This window comes from Nonomuraea thailandensis, assembly GCF_024172165.1.
Taxonomy (GTDB): domain Bacteria; phylum Actinomycetota; class Actinomycetes; order Streptosporangiales; family Streptosporangiaceae; genus Nonomuraea; species Nonomuraea thailandensis.
Window position 1 is genome coordinate 6,774,341 of the sequence record NZ_JAMZEB010000002.1, and the last position, 14,713, is coordinate 6,789,053.

General features: G+C 71.9%; 16 protein-coding genes. 6 read left to right on the forward strand and 10 right to left on the reverse strand.

The window, feature by feature from the left end; all coding sequences use genetic code 11:
• Nucleotides 1-588 precede the first annotated feature (588 nt).
• The 6 genes from HD597_RS34985 to HD597_RS35010 all read right to left on the reverse strand — a co-directional run bounded on the left by HD597_RS34985 (nucleotide 589) and on the right by HD597_RS35010 (nucleotide 5,560).
• Nucleotides 589-786: a hypothetical protein gene (locus tag HD597_RS34985; RefSeq protein WP_253747621.1), complete on the reverse strand. Its 198-nt coding sequence runs from the start codon at nucleotides 784-786 to the stop codon at nucleotides 589-591.
• Nucleotides 787-1,674: 888 nt separating this feature from the next.
• Complete coding sequence (locus tag HD597_RS34990; RefSeq protein WP_253747624.1) at nucleotides 1,675-2,163, reverse strand: neutral zinc metallopeptidase; 489 nt, start codon at nucleotides 2,161-2,163, stop codon at nucleotides 1,675-1,677.
• A 19-nt stretch (nucleotides 2,164-2,182) separates the two neighbouring features.
• Entirely contained in the window at nucleotides 2,183-2,449 is a 267-nt protein-coding gene (locus HD597_RS34995; protein WP_253747626.1) for a hypothetical protein, read from the reverse strand.
• A gap of 34 nt (nucleotides 2,450-2,483) precedes the next feature.
• Complete coding sequence (locus HD597_RS35000) at nucleotides 2,484-2,945, reverse strand: STAS domain-containing protein (protein ID WP_253747628.1); 462 nt, start codon at nucleotides 2,943-2,945, stop codon at nucleotides 2,484-2,486.
• A 330-nt stretch (nucleotides 2,946-3,275) separates the two neighbouring features.
• Nucleotides 3,276-4,295: a DUF4331 family protein gene (locus HD597_RS35005; RefSeq protein ID WP_253747630.1), complete on the reverse strand. Its 1,020-nt coding sequence runs from the start codon at nucleotides 4,293-4,295 to the stop codon at nucleotides 3,276-3,278.
• 263 nt (nucleotides 4,296-4,558) lie between these two features.
• Nucleotides 4,559-5,560: a hypothetical protein gene (locus HD597_RS35010; RefSeq protein WP_253747632.1), complete on the reverse strand. Its 1,002-nt coding sequence runs from the start codon at nucleotides 5,558-5,560 to the stop codon at nucleotides 4,559-4,561.
• Between the two features lie 389 nt (nucleotides 5,561-5,949).
• Here HD597_RS35010 and HD597_RS35015 point away from each other — a divergent pair, with 389 nt between their 5' ends.
• Nucleotides 5,950-6,153 (forward strand): hypothetical protein, encoded by a 204-nt coding sequence (locus tag HD597_RS35015; RefSeq protein WP_253747634.1) that lies wholly within the window; start codon nucleotides 5,950-5,952, stop codon nucleotides 6,151-6,153.
• Nucleotides 6,150-6,890: a sulfite exporter TauE/SafE family protein gene (locus HD597_RS35020; protein ID WP_253747636.1), complete on the forward strand. Its 741-nt coding sequence runs from the start codon at nucleotides 6,150-6,152 to the stop codon at nucleotides 6,888-6,890. Before HD597_RS35015 ends, HD597_RS35020 begins: the two co-directional genes overlap by 4 nt.
• Nucleotides 6,891-7,139: 249 nt before the next feature.
• Here HD597_RS35020 and HD597_RS35025 read toward each other — a convergent pair whose 3' ends face one another.
• Nucleotides 7,140-7,547, reverse strand: a complete 408-nt coding sequence (locus tag HD597_RS35025) for a DUF4189 domain-containing protein (protein WP_253747638.1) — start codon at nucleotides 7,545-7,547, stop codon at nucleotides 7,140-7,142.
• 164 nt (nucleotides 7,548-7,711) lie between these two features.
• Here HD597_RS35025 and HD597_RS35030 point away from each other — a divergent pair, with 164 nt between their 5' ends.
• From HD597_RS35030 to HD597_RS35045, 4 genes are all read left to right on the forward strand, one after another.
• Nucleotides 7,712-7,981 (forward strand): metal-sensitive transcriptional regulator, encoded by a 270-nt coding sequence (locus HD597_RS35030; RefSeq protein WP_080039264.1) that lies wholly within the window; start codon nucleotides 7,712-7,714, stop codon nucleotides 7,979-7,981.
• Between the two features lie 69 nt (nucleotides 7,982-8,050).
• Entirely contained in the window at nucleotides 8,051-9,433 is a 1,383-nt protein-coding gene (locus HD597_RS35035; RefSeq protein ID WP_253747640.1) for an MBL fold metallo-hydrolase, read from the forward strand.
• Nucleotides 9,434-9,479: 46 nt separating this feature from the next.
• The gene (locus HD597_RS35040; RefSeq protein WP_253747642.1) at nucleotides 9,480-10,046 is read left to right on the forward strand and encodes a rhodanese-like domain-containing protein; all 567 of its coding nucleotides are present in this window, start codon (nucleotides 9,480-9,482) and stop codon (nucleotides 10,044-10,046) included.
• A 33-nt stretch (nucleotides 10,047-10,079) separates the two neighbouring features.
• Entirely contained in the window at nucleotides 10,080-10,781 is a 702-nt protein-coding gene (locus HD597_RS35045) for a TetR/AcrR family transcriptional regulator (RefSeq protein ID WP_253747644.1), read from the forward strand.
• A 37-nt stretch (nucleotides 10,782-10,818) separates the two neighbouring features.
• Here the strand turns inward: HD597_RS35045 and HD597_RS35050 are convergent, their stop codons facing one another.
• Genes HD597_RS35050 through HD597_RS67005 form a run of 3 tightly spaced genes read right to left on the reverse strand, consistent with a single transcriptional unit; the run spans nucleotide 10,819 to nucleotide 14,440 of the window.
• On the reverse strand, nucleotides 10,819-12,999 hold the full coding sequence (locus tag HD597_RS35050) for a xanthine dehydrogenase family protein molybdopterin-binding subunit (protein ID WP_253747646.1): 2,181 nt from the start codon (nucleotides 12,997-12,999) through the stop codon (nucleotides 10,819-10,821).
• Nucleotides 12,996-13,979: an FAD binding domain-containing protein gene (locus tag HD597_RS66095; RefSeq protein ID WP_253747648.1), complete on the reverse strand. Its 984-nt coding sequence runs from the start codon at nucleotides 13,977-13,979 to the stop codon at nucleotides 12,996-12,998. Before HD597_RS66095 ends, HD597_RS35050 begins: the two co-directional genes overlap by 4 nt.
• Nucleotides 13,976-14,440: a (2Fe-2S)-binding protein gene (locus HD597_RS67005; protein WP_253759595.1), complete on the reverse strand. Its 465-nt coding sequence runs from the start codon at nucleotides 14,438-14,440 to the stop codon at nucleotides 13,976-13,978. The genes HD597_RS66095 and HD597_RS67005 overlap by 4 nt, the downstream gene beginning before the upstream one ends.
• Nucleotides 14,441-14,713 lie beyond the last annotated feature (273 nt).

Genomic DNA, 14,713 nt, shown 5'->3' on the forward strand with positions numbered 1-14,713 from the left:
TGACGCGTCACCCATGGTGAGACTCCGTCGCACAGAGCTGACGGTCCTCTCCCTCCGGCACAGGGGAAGGAATTAGGGCCGCATATCCCCGCAAAAGCGCTGTTCAGAGGCGCGTGACAACCTCAAAGAGGCGTCATGCGAGCGATCGATCCAGCATTCTGGCATGGCCAGCGCCACCATCGTGGCGCGGCTGACCCACGACCAGCTCCACCAGAACACCCGCCGGCTCGCCGCGGAGCTGACCCGCCTGTCGCACCTCTGCTGGCGCTCCTACACGCACCCCGCCACCACCGCCGAGCGGCACGGCCCGCACAGCCTCGGCCGGTACCGGCAGCACGAACGCGACGCCTTCGGAAAGATCCTCGCTACGCTGAGCTCCACCCCACGACCCATCGACCAGCCGATCGGCACCAAGGTCGAGCAAGCCACCCACGCCCTCGCCCGTACCTGCGCCTGCTCGACGCCTCCCAGCTCACCACGTACGTCATCACCGAGGTGGCCGCCGAACTGGCCGCCATCGAACAAGCCGAACGTGGCGACCTGTCCGACCGCGCCCAGCAAGCCGTCACCCTCAGCCGCGAGGATGCCTCACCCCTGCAGATCTCCCGAGCCGATCGCCTGCTGCACGACAATCCGTTCGGCGGTCAGGCCCTCTTCACCGAGGTCGATCCCACCCCGGCCGCCATCGACGCCGGCACGCACGCCCGGCACGTGGTCATGCCCCTCATCCGCAACGCCCTGCACGTCGCCGACGGCCACCTGCGCGGCATCCTCGACGTTCACCATCGCATCACCGCCGCCCAGGAGTCCATCCAAGCCACCCGGCCCGAAGCCGGCCCAGCCCCGGCCCCGGCCCCGAGTCCATCCACCTGCCGCTCACCTCGCTCAACCCCACCCGGCCCGCCCCGGACCTGCTCGACACCCTGCTGTACGGCATCCACACCTGCTGGCGCCTCTACCAGCGTCACGACAACCGCCGGTGCCCCCATCCCGCAGGCGTCGAGGCCACCCGGCAGGACCAGCTCCACCAGGCCTTCCTCACCACGGTCCGGCAAGAAGCAGCTCTCCGAAGCGAACGGCTGCTGTAACACCCCAACGAGCATGCGCCCCGGAGGGGCCGGTTCCCTCGAACAGCCTGTCACCACCGGGTTCCATGGCACGGCCTCCTCCAGGTACACGATGGTCTGGAGCAGCAGGGATTCACGTCCGTAGCGACCTTGCGGGCCGAACGGGTTGCGTCCACGGAGGTGGTGTACGGCGCTCCCCCGCCAGGGCTGACATGTCCCGTTGAGCGTTCGGGGCGAACCCTGGCCGGAGGCGTTCCTCCGGCTTGGGCCCCTGGGCCTCCACCGGGAGGCCGTGCGAGTCGGCCCAGGTCTTGAGCCGGTCGGCGTAGATCTGCTGGAGGTGCCGAAGAACACGCGCAGGGCGCGCCACGGGCTGCGCCGGCTCGCGATGGTGAGTTCGAGCGGGGTCGATCCGCCCCCGTACTCCGCTTCGTCCGGGTCGGTGATGCCGTATGTGACGCAGGTGGTGGGCAAGACGATGTACGACGCACATGCGGTGGATGGAGGCACTGGTCCGCGCGAGCGATCTCGACTGGACGATCCTGCGCCCGAGCGGGCTCTCCCACCTGCGGCTCAGCCGTGCGAGGGTGCGGGCCGGCCGGTCGTGTCAGGAGACCTGGGACGAGGGGGCCGCCCAGGTGTTGCAGGAGGCCGGGTCGGCGGTGCGGAAACCGGCCTTGACCCACCGCTTGATGTTGGCGGCCTTGCCGTACTCGGGAGAGTCGCGGTAGAAGGACGACTCGACCCTCTTCCAGTCCCTCGCGGTCTTGTCCGGCAGCGGCCAGACGCTCTTCATGAAGGCCGCGCCCAGGCATTCGACCTGCTGGTACATGCGCCGCCCCTGCTCGAGGTGCTCGGCCTTGCTGCCGGCCCTGAGGTCCTCACTCGCGTCGTAGAGCCCGGCCTGCTTCTGCACGTGGTAACCGTACATGACGGCGGTCGTGTTGAAGAGATCGAGGCCGGTCATTGACCCGAGAAGCCAGTACTTGCCGATCTTGAAGGACAGCGTGCGGTCCCAGTCGCAGTACCACACCTCGGACGACTGGATCGTCTCGCCGTCCTCGGACCCGCAGTAGTTCTTGGGCAGGCTGGTCACGTACTGCACCTTGACCGGCTCATAGGCCGGCCTTCTTCAGGTGCTGTCCCCACGTGTTCTCCAGGCAGCGCAGGGCCTCGTTGATGTAGGTGCGGGCCTCGGCGGGCGTCAGGGGCTCGGCCGGCAGGTCGTCGCAGGTCGTCGTGGGCAGCGGCCCGGCCTGGTATAACGCGTTCTTGACGAGCACGGGGTTCTTCACAGGATATGCCGAGGCGTGCGCGGCCGCCGTGACGGTCAGGGGGGTGATGAGGGCGCAGGCGAGTGCCGCGATCTTGGAGGGCTTCACGAGGGGTGAGAATAGGGCTTGCGGGGTCGGAGCGCTACACCGTGATCGGGCCGCCGCTGGAGCCGCCGGGGCCGTCGTGATGCAGGTCGCCGGGTTCCAGGCCCTCGCCGTCCTCTTCGGGGGCGCGCAGGTGCGGCGCCTCCGTGGTCGGGCCGGCCACGGCCGCCAGGGCGATGCCGGTGCTGGGGTGCAGACGGAACCGCTGGTCCAGCCCGGTGATCGCGAGCAGGCGGGCGGGAGCGCCGTGCAGGGCGGTCAGATGGACGGCGGCGCCGTGCCGCTCGGCGAGGGCGAAGGCGTCCAGCAGCACGCGCAGGCCCATGCTGTCCATGAAGGTGACCTCGGCCATGTCGAAGATCAGGTGGTCGGTGGGCCGGCGGCGGACCTGAGCGATGAAGTGGTGCAGGCCTGGAGCGCCGGCGAGGTCGATCTCTCCGGCCAGCGTGAACACGGTCGCGCCGACGTGGTGCTGGTGGTGCACGGACAGCAACGGCATGAAACTCCCTTGGCGGCGCGGCGGGGCGGCGGGCGGCGGGCGGCGGGCGGCGGAGGCATCTGCTGGTGGAGCGGCTCAGGGCGAGCCTTCGAACGGGAAATCTTCCTTGCCGCATACTCGCAGACGTCAGGCCGTCGCTCCGCGCTGTTGACGCGAGAGGTCTGCCGTGGCGGGCATGAGTGTCCCTGACCACCGTGCCCAGGAACCGCCGCAAGGCCCCCAAGGCTGCTCGCGACCTGATCGTCACCCTGGCCGGTGAGAGGCGAGCCGGGGCTCGACCAGGTCGGGATGGCCGTGGGAGCCGCCCGAGGGCGCGCTTCCCCGGATCGGTCAGGAGGCGGTTGCCTGGTGCGGGTCGCCGAGGTACGGGAACCGGTCCAGGGTGTCGGTGTGCGGCTGCAGACCGGTGGGCGGGGCCTCGTTCTTGGTGAGGAACGCGACGCGGATGTTGATGACGTCTTCGGTGAAGGTCCGGCCGTTCGGGTACACGGCCGGCTTCGACGGGTCGAAGCGCAGCACGTCCGGCAGGAGGCCGTGCTCGTTGATCGCGGTGATCGCCTCCTCGCGCGAGTAGCCGCCGGTGTGGCCCAGCAGGTGGACGAACTGGTCCGTCCAGTTGTCCCGGTCGTTGACCGGCTCGCCGGCGTTGTAGTCCTCCTTGGTGTCGTCGGTGTTGAAGAAGCTGCTCATCGACGGGTGCCCGGCCCGGTCGGCGTGGACGAGCTCGCCGTCGCGCAGGACGCTGCAGCGGCCCCAGATGTGCAGCTCGGGCTGGGGCGCCAGCTCCGCGGTCGGCACTTCGACGGCCATGGAGAAGACGTTGGCCGTGAGGTTGGAGTCGACGCCGGTCCACGGGGACTTCCCGCCCAGGTGCGGGGCGGTGAAGTTCCGCTTGCCGCTGGTGTCGAACAGGCTCTTGATCCCGTCGAAGTCGAAGAAGAAGGCGTCGCTGCGGCTGCCGGCGGCCACCTGGTAGTCGCCGCTGCCGACCACGTTGGCCTGGGGGCCGAAGGAGACGGCGGCATCCGACACGATCTTGGTGCCGGCCGCCTCGGGCTTGCGGGACTCCGCGCCGGTCGCCATGAAGACGCTGTAGGTCTGCGAGCCGTCGGCCTCCGGTGGGCTGAAGACCCAGCTGAAGGCGACGTCGGTCAGGTAGTCGCCGTCGTTGTCGATGTTCAGCCGGTAGACGGCGTCGGGGTGCAGGGCATCGGCGTTGGGATTGGCGTTGAGGATGATGGCGGTCCTGCTGGGATCGCCGGGTGCGGTGAAGGCGTACAGGTCGCACAGGTCGAGGCGCTGGTCGCCGAGGGGTGGCCCGAGGCTGAGGCCGGTGAAGTGGTTGGACATGTCGGGGCCCTTTCATCGCTCCCACCGCATTTGGAGCGTTCCAAATGCGCCGGTGGAGTGGCTCAGGAGTTGATCTCCGCTTGATCTGTTTCTGCAGGTTAAGCCCTCTCTGTCGAAATGGCCGAGACGTCCTGGCGGGTGGCGAGTCGCTCGGCTCATGCATGCGTTCCCGGCCTGGAGCAGGCCCGGTCTTCGCGGTGGTGCTCCTCACCCGGATCGCGCCGGGGCCGGCCGTCTCAGCGGCACGGCCCCGGCCCGAGGCCTCACACCCACTCGGCGACCCGGAAGACCGAGAGCATGTCGTTCCGCCGAGGATCGGTCACGTCCGTGTACGGGTAGAAGGACGCCTCGACGCCGACCCAGCCCCGCCAACCGCCCTGGTCGTCGATGACCTGGAGCAGCGGGTAGACGTGGGAGTTGCCCTTGTGGCACTGGCTGCCCTTGGCCAGGCAGGTGCACCAGTGCCAGTGGGTGTCGCGGCGGTCCTTGCCGGTGATCTGCTGGAGGTAGGTCTGCAGGCTGTGATCCTTGTCGTAGGGTGCCGGGCAGTCGCAGTTCGTTGTCGTCTGCGTCTTGTACGCCATGCACCACGTGGTTCCCGTGCACCGGATGTACGCGCTCATGTCCCAGGTCCGGTCGACGTGGTCGACGGCGCCCTTGGTGGCGCGGTCGTACGTCATGGTCAGCGGCGCGTCGTGGGCGCGTACCGCCTCCATCGGCCGCCGCACCGCGAGCCCGGCGTTGCTCCCGTACCCGTACCCGTGTGTGAGCCTGCGCGAGTACTTGAAGGTCAGACGGGTGTACGTGCTGTCGGGCGCGGTGTCGACCCACCACTCCTCGGTGCGCCACGTGGTCTGGTCCCACGTGATGTTGACGTACTGACGTCCGGCGGTGGCGTGCAGGGAGAAGGATCCGGTTCTGACCTCCGGCGCGGGGGAAAGGAAGCCGCCGGCCGTCTTGATCTCGCAGGGCCGCACGGTGGTGTTCGTGCCGGAGCAGTTTCCGCTGGGAACGGTGCCCGTCCCGACGCGGGCGGCGGGCTTGCCCTGGCTCCACGCCCAGGTGTCGCTGCGCACCTTGCCCGTGGAGGAGAACGCGTACGTGCCCAGGCGGACCCAGTTGCTCCCGGACTGCTCCTGCAGTGACCCGAAGGAGACGACGTAGTTCGCCCTGTTGCCCGGCAACGCGGCGGCGGACGCCGAGCCGGCTGAGCAGATCAGCCCTGCCACCATCAGCAGGACACATCCCACGGAACCCACTCGCATCCGTAGTTCCCTTCAGTGATCTGAGGGGAACAGACGTTAGGGCGCGGCGGTATGCCGGCGGTATGCCGGTGACCGGGCACGCACACCGTGGCGTCGGCCGCCCGCGGAGCACATCCTCCCCGACGCTGCCAAGCCGCTCGCGGTGAAGTTCGCGCGCGAAGAGGCCAGCGGCACCGTCGTGCAGGACCGGCAGGCCGGCGCAAGGCCCTGTCGTTCGCGCGGGCGGCTTCCCCCGCGCTGCGGTTCCCACCCGGATCGCTCTAGGATCACCTCATGTCCGACCTCGCCACCGTGATCCCTCCCGCGGAGGTCGCCGAGGCCGCGTCGCGCGCCACGCGGGAGGCGCTCCGGGCCGCGCCCGCCGCGGCCAGGCCGGGCCGGCCGGCTGCATGCGCGGCCTGTTCGAGCACGATGCCGGTGCGGTCATCGAGCAGGACGAGCCGCCCATGAACGGCGAGGGGGCCGGGTGCACGGGGACGTACCACCTCGTGGTCGATGACGGCTCGCCGTACTGCGCGTGCGGCATCGACGTGTGGCGCTCGCGCGCCGGCAGGATCTGTCCCGAGGACGCCCGCAGGAAGACCCGCGGGTGACGGTCGGAACCATCCTCGGCCTGCTCGGCGTGGGCGTCGTGGCGGGCGTGGTGAGCACGGTGGTGAGCCTCGCCTCGATCGTCTCCTACCCCGCCCTGCTCGCCTTCGGCCTGCCCCCGCTCACCGCGAACGTCACCAACACCGTCGCCCTCCTCTTCACCGGCGTCGGCGCGGCCGCCGGGTCCCGGCCCGAGCTGGCCGGGGAGGGCCGGCGGATGCTCCGGCTCGGCCCGATCGCCGCGCTGGGCGGCGCGGCGGGCGCGCTCCTGCTGCTGGTGACGCCGGCCAGGACGTTCGAGCTCATCGCGCCCTGGCTGATCGCGATGGCCTCGCTCCTGCTGGTCCGCCCGCCGTCCGGCGGCGGGCGGGGCGAGCACGGGACGCTGGGGCGGATCGTGTTGTTCGTCGTCACCTGCTACACCGGCTACTTCGGCGCAGCGGGCGGGATCCTGCTGTTCGCGCTCCTGACCGCGATGATCGACCAGCCGGCCGCCAAGCTGAACGCGATGAAGAACGTGCTGTCCGGCCTGGCCAACGCGGTGGCCGCGGTCGGCTTCGCGCTTTTCGGGCCGGTGGACTGGAGCGCGGTGGCCCCGCTGGCGGCCGGCTTCCTGCTCGGCGGATGGGTCGGGCCCAAGATCGCCCGCCGCCTGCCCGGCCACAGCCTGCGTTACCTCGCCGCCGCCTGCGGGCTGGCGATCGCGATCAAGCTGGGCTGGGACTCGTACGCCGGTTGAGCTCGACGCGGTGAGCAGGGGTGTTCCGGTCACCGCGGTAGCTCGTATGCCCGTCATCCGGGCGAACACACTCATCGGCAGGCGCACTGTTGTGCGCCGTCACCGGCCATGCACTTCCCTGGAACACCCCGCCCACTGGTCACGCCGGCGACGCCGTCATCGAGCACACGCCCGCCGGTCCCGTCACCGGGGCCGCCTGACGACCGCGTCCATCCGGCTCAACCGCGAATGGCGGCTGCCGTACCGGCGTTATCGCCTGGTGCACTGGTAGACGATCCAGCGGCCACCGCCCGCGTTGTTGACGGCGTTCCGCTTCGCCTTGGCGGGTGTGCTTCCCCTGCCGCCCCAGTAGACGTTCCTCCTGGCGTTGTAGGCGACAGCGCCGCACCCGTTGGCGAAGGTGACCAGGACTTTGCAGCTCGAACGGCCGCATTCCTTCAGTGCCCGCCGCTTGGCGGCGGACAACGTCCCGTAGTCCCAGGACCTGCCGGTACGGCCGGTCGGCGACACGGCGATGGCCCCGTAGTAGTAACGCTGGCTCGCCGCCGTGGTGGCCGATGTGGCCGCGGCAGCCGCCGTGGGAACCGCCGTGGCCAGCGCCCCGCTCGCCATTAAGACGCAGGCGGCCATGGCGGTGAGCTTCTTGCCTAGCTGCATGATCTCCCCTTCTCGCCGTCCAGACGGACGGCGGCGTGATCTGTGAGGGAAGTCTGTCATGTGCCGCTTGCAAACCGCTGAAACCGGTGAAATCTGGAGGGAACAGAGTGACTACGGGCCAGGTGCCGGCGGCTCGCTATACGGCGGGGGGTATAGTCAGGGACATGGAGATGACCCCCGCCCTGGTGGGCGACGCGTTGACGCGGTTGCGACGGGCACACGGGCAGCTGGCAGGAGTGATCTCGATGATCGAGGACGGCGAGGAGTGCGCCGCCGTGCTCACCCAGCTCGCCGCCGTCTCCCGGGCTCTCGACCGGGCCGGATTCAAGATCGTGGCCACCGGGATGCGGCACTGCCAGGCGGCCCGCGAGCGCGGCGACGAGCCGCCCATGACCGAGCAGGAGCTCGAGAAGCTGTTCCTGGCGCTGGCCTGAAGCCGCGCCAGGAAGAGAGCGGAAATCGTAGCGTCGCCTCCGGATACCCCTGGGGGTGTAAGAGATATCATGAGTGTTGACGTCCATGTCATCGAGACCTCGTCGCTCGGTGACCGCAGCTATCTGGCCACCGACGGGCAGGTGGCCGTCGTGGTCGATCCCCAGCGGGATGTCGATCGCGTGCTCTCCCTGGCCGGCCGGCTCGGCGTCCGCGTCACGCACGTCGTCGAGACGCACCTGCACAACGACTACGTCTCGGGCGGGCTGGAGCTGGCCAGGCTGACGGGGGCGCACTACGGCGTCGCGTCCGCCGACCAGGCGCCGTTCCAGCACCTGCCGCTGTCCGACGGGGACGTCGTCGAGGTCTCCCCCGCGCTGCGGCTGCGCGCTCTGGCCACACCCGGCCACACCTTCCACCACCTGTCGTACGCGCTGGAGAGCGGCGAGGCGGTCGAGGGCGTCTTCACCGGCGGCTCGCTGCTGTTCGGCACGACCGGCCGTACCGACCTGCTGGGCGCCGAGCACGCCACCACGCTGGCGCGCGAGCAGCACGCCTCCGCGCGCAGGCTGGCCGATCTGCTGCCCGGCGGCGCCGCGATCTGGCCGACCCACGGCTTCGGCAGCTTCTGCTCGGCCACCCAGGCCTCCGGCGACGAGTCGACGATCGAGCGCGAGCGGCAGGTCAACCCGGCGCTGCGGCTGGCCGCCGACGCGTTCGTCACGCAGACCCTGGCCGGGCTCGACGCCTACCCCGCCTACTACGCGCACATGGGCGTGCTCAACCTGCGCGGCCCCGCGCCGGTCGATCTGCGCCGGCCCGCCCTCATCGATCCGGACGAGCTGCGCGGGCGGCTGGAGGCCGGGGAGTGGGTGGTCGACCTGCGGCACCGCACCGCCTACGCCGAGGCCCACCTGGCCGGCACCGTCAGCCTGGGCCTGGACGGGCTGATGGCCACCTGGCTCGGCTGGCTGATCGACTGGGGCGCGCCGCTGACGCTGATCGGCGAGACACCCGAGCAGGTCGCGGCGGCGCAGCGCGAGCTCGTGCGCATCGGCGTCGACCGCGTCGCCGCCGCGGCGACCGGCACGCCGCGGGGGCTCGCCACCGATCCGGCGCAGGTGAGGTCGCTGCCCACGACGACGTTCGCCGGGCTGGCCGCCGCGCTGGCCGGTGACGTGCCGGCCGGGCTGCCCGCCCCCGACGTGATCCTCGACGTCAGGCTCGGCAACGAGTGGGAGGCCTCCCACATCGACGGCGCCGTGCACGTGCCGCTGCCCGAGCTCGCCGCCCGCGCCGGCGACGTCCCCGCGGGGGCCGTCTGGGTGCACTGCGGCAGCGGCTACCGGGCCACCGCGGCGGCCTCGCTGCTGGCCAGGGCCGGGCGGCAGGTCGTGCTGGTGAACGACGCGTTCGCCGACGCCGCCTCCTCCGGCCTGGCCATGGTCTCCTGACCCCGCCACCTGACCCCGCCACCCGACCGACCAGAAGGACCCGCACATGAACACCCTCACCACGACCCAGGTCCGCGCTCTGCTCGACAGCGGCGCGGGCATCCGGCTGATCGACGTCCGCAGCCCCGGGGAGTTCGCGGCCGGCCACATCCCCGGCTCGGCCAACGTCCCCCTCGACCTGCTCCGCAGGCACTCCGCGCGGCTTCGCGCCGAGCACGACGATCAGGTCGTGCTCGTCTGCCGGTCCGGCGTGCGCGCCCGCGACGCTCATCGGATCGCCGCCGCGGCCGGCCTCGCGGCCGTGAGCGTGCTCGACGGCGGCCTGAACGCCTGGGAGAGCCAGGGCGCGCCGGTGAATCGCGGCCGTGGCACCTGGGCGATGGAACGCCAGGTCCGCATGGCGGCAGGCGGCATCGTGCTCGCCGGGGTCGCCGGCAGCGTCGTCTGGAAGCCGGCCAAGTGGGTGGCGGGGGCGGTCGGCGCGGGCCTGGCCTTCTCCGCGCTCACCGACACGTGCGCCATGGCCCGGGCCCTGTCGGTCCTGCCGTGGAACAGGACGGCGGCGGCCCGGCCCGAGTCCGAGACGCTGGCGGCGCTCGTCGCACGGCCATGACAGCCGTTATCAGAACTGCGTTATCGTTGCTTCATGAGTGATCGGGAAGAGGTCCGCCGGCGCATCATCGACGCCACGACCAGGCTGCTTCACGACAAGGGCCGCGAAGGAGTGACGACGCGCACCGTCGGCGCGGCGGCCGGCGTCCAGGCCCCCACGCTCTACCGCCTGTTCACCGACATGGACGGGCTGCTGGAAGCGGTGGCGGCCGACGGGCTCGCGCGCTACCTGGAGCGCAAGCACAGCCAGGAGCTCTCCGACGACCCCGTGGACGACCTGCGCCGCGGCTGGGACACTCATGTCGGCTTCGGCCTGGAGAACCCGGCGCACTACCTTCTCATCTACGGCCGGCCCACTCCCGGCACCCGCAGGCGCGTCACCGAGCAGGCGATGGAGCGGCTTCACCTGCTGATCGAACGCATCGCCGTCGCCGGCCGGCTCTCCGTCGGGGTCGAGGCGGCCGCCGCCATGGTGCACGCCGCGGGCGTCGGCCTCACGCTCACCCTCATCGGCACCCCTCCCGAGGAGCGCGACGCGGCCCTCCCCGACCGCCTGCGCGAGGCCGTCCTCGGGGCGATCACCACGGCGGCCCCGGCCGGCGACCCGGGCCTGGCCCAGCGGGCCGTGGGCCTGAAGGCGGTGCTCGACGAGGCGCCGGGCCTGTACACGCCGGGCGAGCGGGCCCTCCTCGGCGAGCTCCTGGACCGCGCCGCGGACCACGCGCCGGCCCGCTGAGGTCACGCGCCACGGGTCAGAACAGCTCGGACGCGGGTCACAGCAGCTTGTCCCGGGTGAAGGGGACGTCGCGGAGGCGGCGGCCGATGGCGTGGTGGACGGCGTTGCCGATGGCCGCGGGCACGCCCGTCCCCGGTGTCTCGCCGAAACCGCGAGCGCCGAGCGCGACCCGCCTGTCCGGGTCCGGCCGGTCCACGAACAGCGCCTCCACCGACGGCGTGTCCGCGCAGACCGGGACCAGATAGGTGGACAGGTTCGGGTTGACGACCCGCGCCGTGTTCGGATCCACCATCGTGTGCTCCATCAGCGCGAACCCGATCCCCCACGTCACCCCGCCGATGACCTGCCCGCGAGCGGTCCGCCGGTTGAGCACCCGCCCCGGGTCGTGCGCGGTCACGACCCGGGTCACGCGCACCCTGCCCAGCCTCGGCTGGATCCTGACCTCCACGAACACCGCGCCGAACGAGTGCCCGGGCGCGTTGTCCCCGCGCCCGACGACCTCGACGGCGCTGCCGTGGCGGGCCATGACGTCGCGGTAGGTGTCCACGCGGCCGCGCTCGCCGCGGGCGAACAGGCGTCCGGCCTCGGTCACGACGTCCCCGGCGGGCACGCCGTGCAGCGGGGAGCGCGGGTCGGCGACGGCGATGTCGATCACGGCCTTGCGCGCGCTCCCCGCCGCCGCGGACACCGGGCCGACCACGCTGGGCATCGTGGACGAGCCCGCCGACACGGACGCGGTGGGATAGTCGGTGTCGCCGAGGAGCGTCGTGACGTGGCCGAGCGGAAGGCCGAGCCCGTCGGCGACGATCTGGCTGAGCACGGTGTACGTGCCGGTGCCGATCTCCTGGGTGGCGGCCCGCAGGGTGGCCCGCCCGTCCGTCCCGACGGTGAGACCGGCCTCGGACCTGATCCAGCCGTAGGTGTGGGTCTCGGTGGCCATGCCCCAGCCGACGTACTCGTCGCCGTCCCTGGTCGTCCCCGGCCTGGGGTTGCGCCGCGACCAGCCGAACGCCTCGGCCGCCGCCCGGTAGCACTCCAGCAGGTGCTTGCCGGCGTAGGGGGCGCCGGTGTGCGGGTCGATCGGGTTGTGGTTGCGGATCCGCAGCTCGACCGGGTCGATGCCGAGTTCGTGGCTCAGCTCGTCCATGGCGGTCTCCAGGCCGAAGTGCGCGGTCGTCTCCGGTGAGCGCATGTAGCTCGACGTCGGCAGGTCCAGCCGCACGCCGAGCTGCCGCACGTGGACGTTCGGGCAGGCGTACAGGTGGAGTGTGGAGTCGCTGCCGTTGTAGACGTTCTCGTCGAGGCGGGTCACCTGGGCCGTCGAGGTGCCGGCGATCGCGGTCAGCACGCCCTGCCGGGTGGCTCCGAGCCGGAGGTGGTGGCGGTACTCGGCGCGGTGCCCGTTGGAGGTGTACATCTGCGCTCGGGACAGCACCAGCTTCACCGGCCGGCCGGACAGGCGTGCCGCCGCGGCGGTGAGCAGCGTGTGCGGGTAGGTGGGGCCCTTGGCGCCGAAACCGCCGCCCAGGTAGGGCGAGATGACCCTGACCTGCTCCGGCGCCTTGCCGAACGCCGTCGCCACGACGCTCCGGGCGAACATGACGCCCTGGGCGCTCTCGTACAGGGTCAGCTCTTCGCCCTTCCAGACGGCGATGGTGGTGTGCGGCTCGATCGGGTTGTGGTGCTGCATGGGGCTGCCGTAGGTCCGGTCGACGCGCACCTCGGCCTGTTCGAACGCGGCGGCGGCGTCGCCGCGGACGGTCTCGTTGTCCCGGTTGCGGAACTTCTTCGGCAGGAACGCCTCGTCGAGCGCGTCCGCCAGCCGCGCGACGGGCTCCTCCTCCCGGTAGCGCACCTTCACCAGGCCGGCGGCCTCCTGCGCCTGCTCCAGGGTCTGGGCCAGGACGTAGGCCACGGGCTGCCCGTGGTGGTGCACGCGCGTGTCGAGCATGGGGATGTACGGCCTGTTGTACGGGAAGTCCGGCAGCTTCAGCCCCAGCTCCGGCATGTCGGCGTGGGTGTAGACCGCGACGACGCCGGGGTGGGCCAGCGCCGCCCCGGTGTCGATCTCCACGACCTCGCCACGGGCGATCGTGCTCATCACCAGGTGACCGTGCAGCGCGCCGGGCACCTCCTGGTCGGCGGCGTAGCGGGCCGCGCCGGTGACCTTCGCCCGGCCGTCCACCCGCGCCACGCCCTGCCCCACCAGCTCGCTCATCGAAGCCCTCCCAGCTCGCCGAGGATGCTCGCCAGCGCCCGCTGGACGAGCTCGGCCTTGAACGTGTTCCCCTCGCGCGGCCGCGCGTCCCGGAGCAGGAGCCGGCCCGCCTCGGCGATCGCCTGCGCGGTCAGCGGCCGGCCGCGCAGCGCGGCCTCGACCCCGGGGTCCCGCCACGGGCGGGTGCCCACGCCGCCGAACGCCAGCCGCACGTCCTGCACCACGCGGCCCCTTGTCCGCAGCGCGGCCGCCACCGACACCACCGCGAACTCGAACGTGGCCCTGTCGCGCAGCTTCAGGTAGCGCGACCGCCCGGCCAGGGCCGTGCGCGGCACCTCCACCCGGGTGATCAGCTCGCCCGGGCGCATCGCGGTCTCCCGGTCCGGGGTGGCCCCGGGCAGGAGGTAGAAGTCGGCGACGGGGACGGCGCGCTCGCCGCCGGGGCCGAGCAGGTGCACGGTGGCGTCCAGGGCGGTGAGCGCCACCGCCAGGTCGGAGGGGTGCGTGGCGAGGCAGTGGTCGCTGCCGCCGAGGACGGCGTGCCCCCGGTTGTGCCCGCCGATCGCCGGGCAGCCGCTGCCTGGGGATCGTTTGTTGCACGGCGAGGCCTGGTCGCGGAAGTACCCGCATCTGGTGCGCTGCAGCAGGTTCCCGCCGATCGAGGCCATGTTGCGGACCTGCGGGGAGGCCGAGGCCAGCAGCGCCTGCGACAGCACGGGGAACTCCCGCCGCACCCCGGGGTGCTCGGCGACCTGCCGCATGCGGGCCGCCGCGCCGACGCGCAGCCGGGCGGCGCCGGCGGTGATCTCGCCGATGCCGAGGTGGTTGACGTCGATGAGGTGGTCGTGGGCCTGCGCGCCGTCGCGCATCAGGTTCAGCAGGTCGGTGCCGCCCGCCACGAAGGCCGACCCGGGGGTGCTCGCGGCGATCCGCACCGCGTCGGCCGGGCTGCCCGCGACCGTGTAGCCGAACGCTCTCACCGCCGCACCCCCTTCGCGGCGTCGGCGACGGCGGCGACGATGTTCTGGTACGCCGCGCACCGGCACAGGTTCCCGCTCATCCACTCGCGGATCTCGGCCTCCGAACCCGCATGCCCCTCGTCGATGCAGGCCACGGCGGACATGATCTGGCCGGGAGTGCACGCCCCGCACTGGAACGCGTCGTGCCGGATGAACGCCTCCTGCACCGGATGCAGCTCCTCGCCCCGCGCCAGGCCCTCCACCGTGGTGATCTCGGCGCCCTGCCGCATCACCGCCAGCGTCAGGCACGACTTGACCCGCTCGCCGTCGGCCAGCACCGTGCACGCCCCGCACTCGCCCCGGTCGCAGCCCTTCTTGGTGCCGGTCAGGCCGAGCCGCTCGCGCAACGCGTCCAGCAGCGTCACCCTCGGCTCCAGGACGACCTTGCGCAGCCGCCCGTTGACCGTCAGGGCGACCTCCACGGAGGCGCCGGGGGCGACGGCGTACGTCTGAGCGGCAGCGGGAGCGGCCGTGAGGCCCGTTCCGGCCACGGCCGTGCCGGCCGCCGTCACCGCGATGGCCTTGAGCACCGTACGGCGGGTGTGCCCGCCGGGTGCGCAGCCGTGCCGCCGCCATGCGGTGAAGCGCACGTCGCCGTCATGATCCCGGCCGGCGAAGAACGATCTGACCGGCGGGATGGCCCTGCCCTTGTCGCGCGGGCCTTCGGGAGCCTCCGCCCGCTGTCGCGGGGGTGT

Coding starts and splice junctions, on each gene's coding strand:
- HD597_RS35010 (WP_253747632.1), bottom strand. CDS start 5,560: ATGCGAGTGGGTTCCGTGGGATGTGTCCTGCTGATGGTGGCAGGGCTG.
- HD597_RS35050 (WP_253747646.1), bottom strand. CDS start 12,999: ATGAGCGAGCTGGTGGGGCAGGGCGTGGCGCGGGTGGACGGCCGGGCG.
- HD597_RS35005 (WP_253747630.1), bottom strand. CDS start 4,295: ATGTCCAACCACTTCACCGGCCTCAGCCTCGGGCCACCCCTCGGCGAC.
- HD597_RS35015 (WP_253747634.1), top strand. CDS start 5,950: ATGCGCGGCCTGTTCGAGCACGATGCCGGTGCGGTCATCGAGCAGGAC.
- HD597_RS34985 (WP_253747621.1), bottom strand. CDS start 786: ATGGTGAACGTCGAGGATGCCGCGCAGGTGGCCGTCGGCGACGTGCAG.
- HD597_RS35040 (WP_253747642.1), top strand. CDS start 9,480: ATGAACACCCTCACCACGACCCAGGTCCGCGCTCTGCTCGACAGCGGC.
- HD597_RS35035 (WP_253747640.1), top strand. CDS start 8,051: ATGAGTGTTGACGTCCATGTCATCGAGACCTCGTCGCTCGGTGACCGC.
- HD597_RS35000 (WP_253747628.1), bottom strand. CDS start 2,945: ATGCCGTTGCTGTCCGTGCACCACCAGCACCACGTCGGCGCGACCGTG.
- HD597_RS35025 (WP_253747638.1), bottom strand. CDS start 7,547: ATGCAGCTAGGCAAGAAGCTCACCGCCATGGCCGCCTGCGTCTTAATG.
- HD597_RS35045 (WP_253747644.1), top strand. CDS start 10,080: ATGAGTGATCGGGAAGAGGTCCGCCGGCGCATCATCGACGCCACGACC.
- HD597_RS35030 (WP_080039264.1), top strand. CDS start 7,712: ATGGAGATGACCCCCGCCCTGGTGGGCGACGCGTTGACGCGGTTGCGA.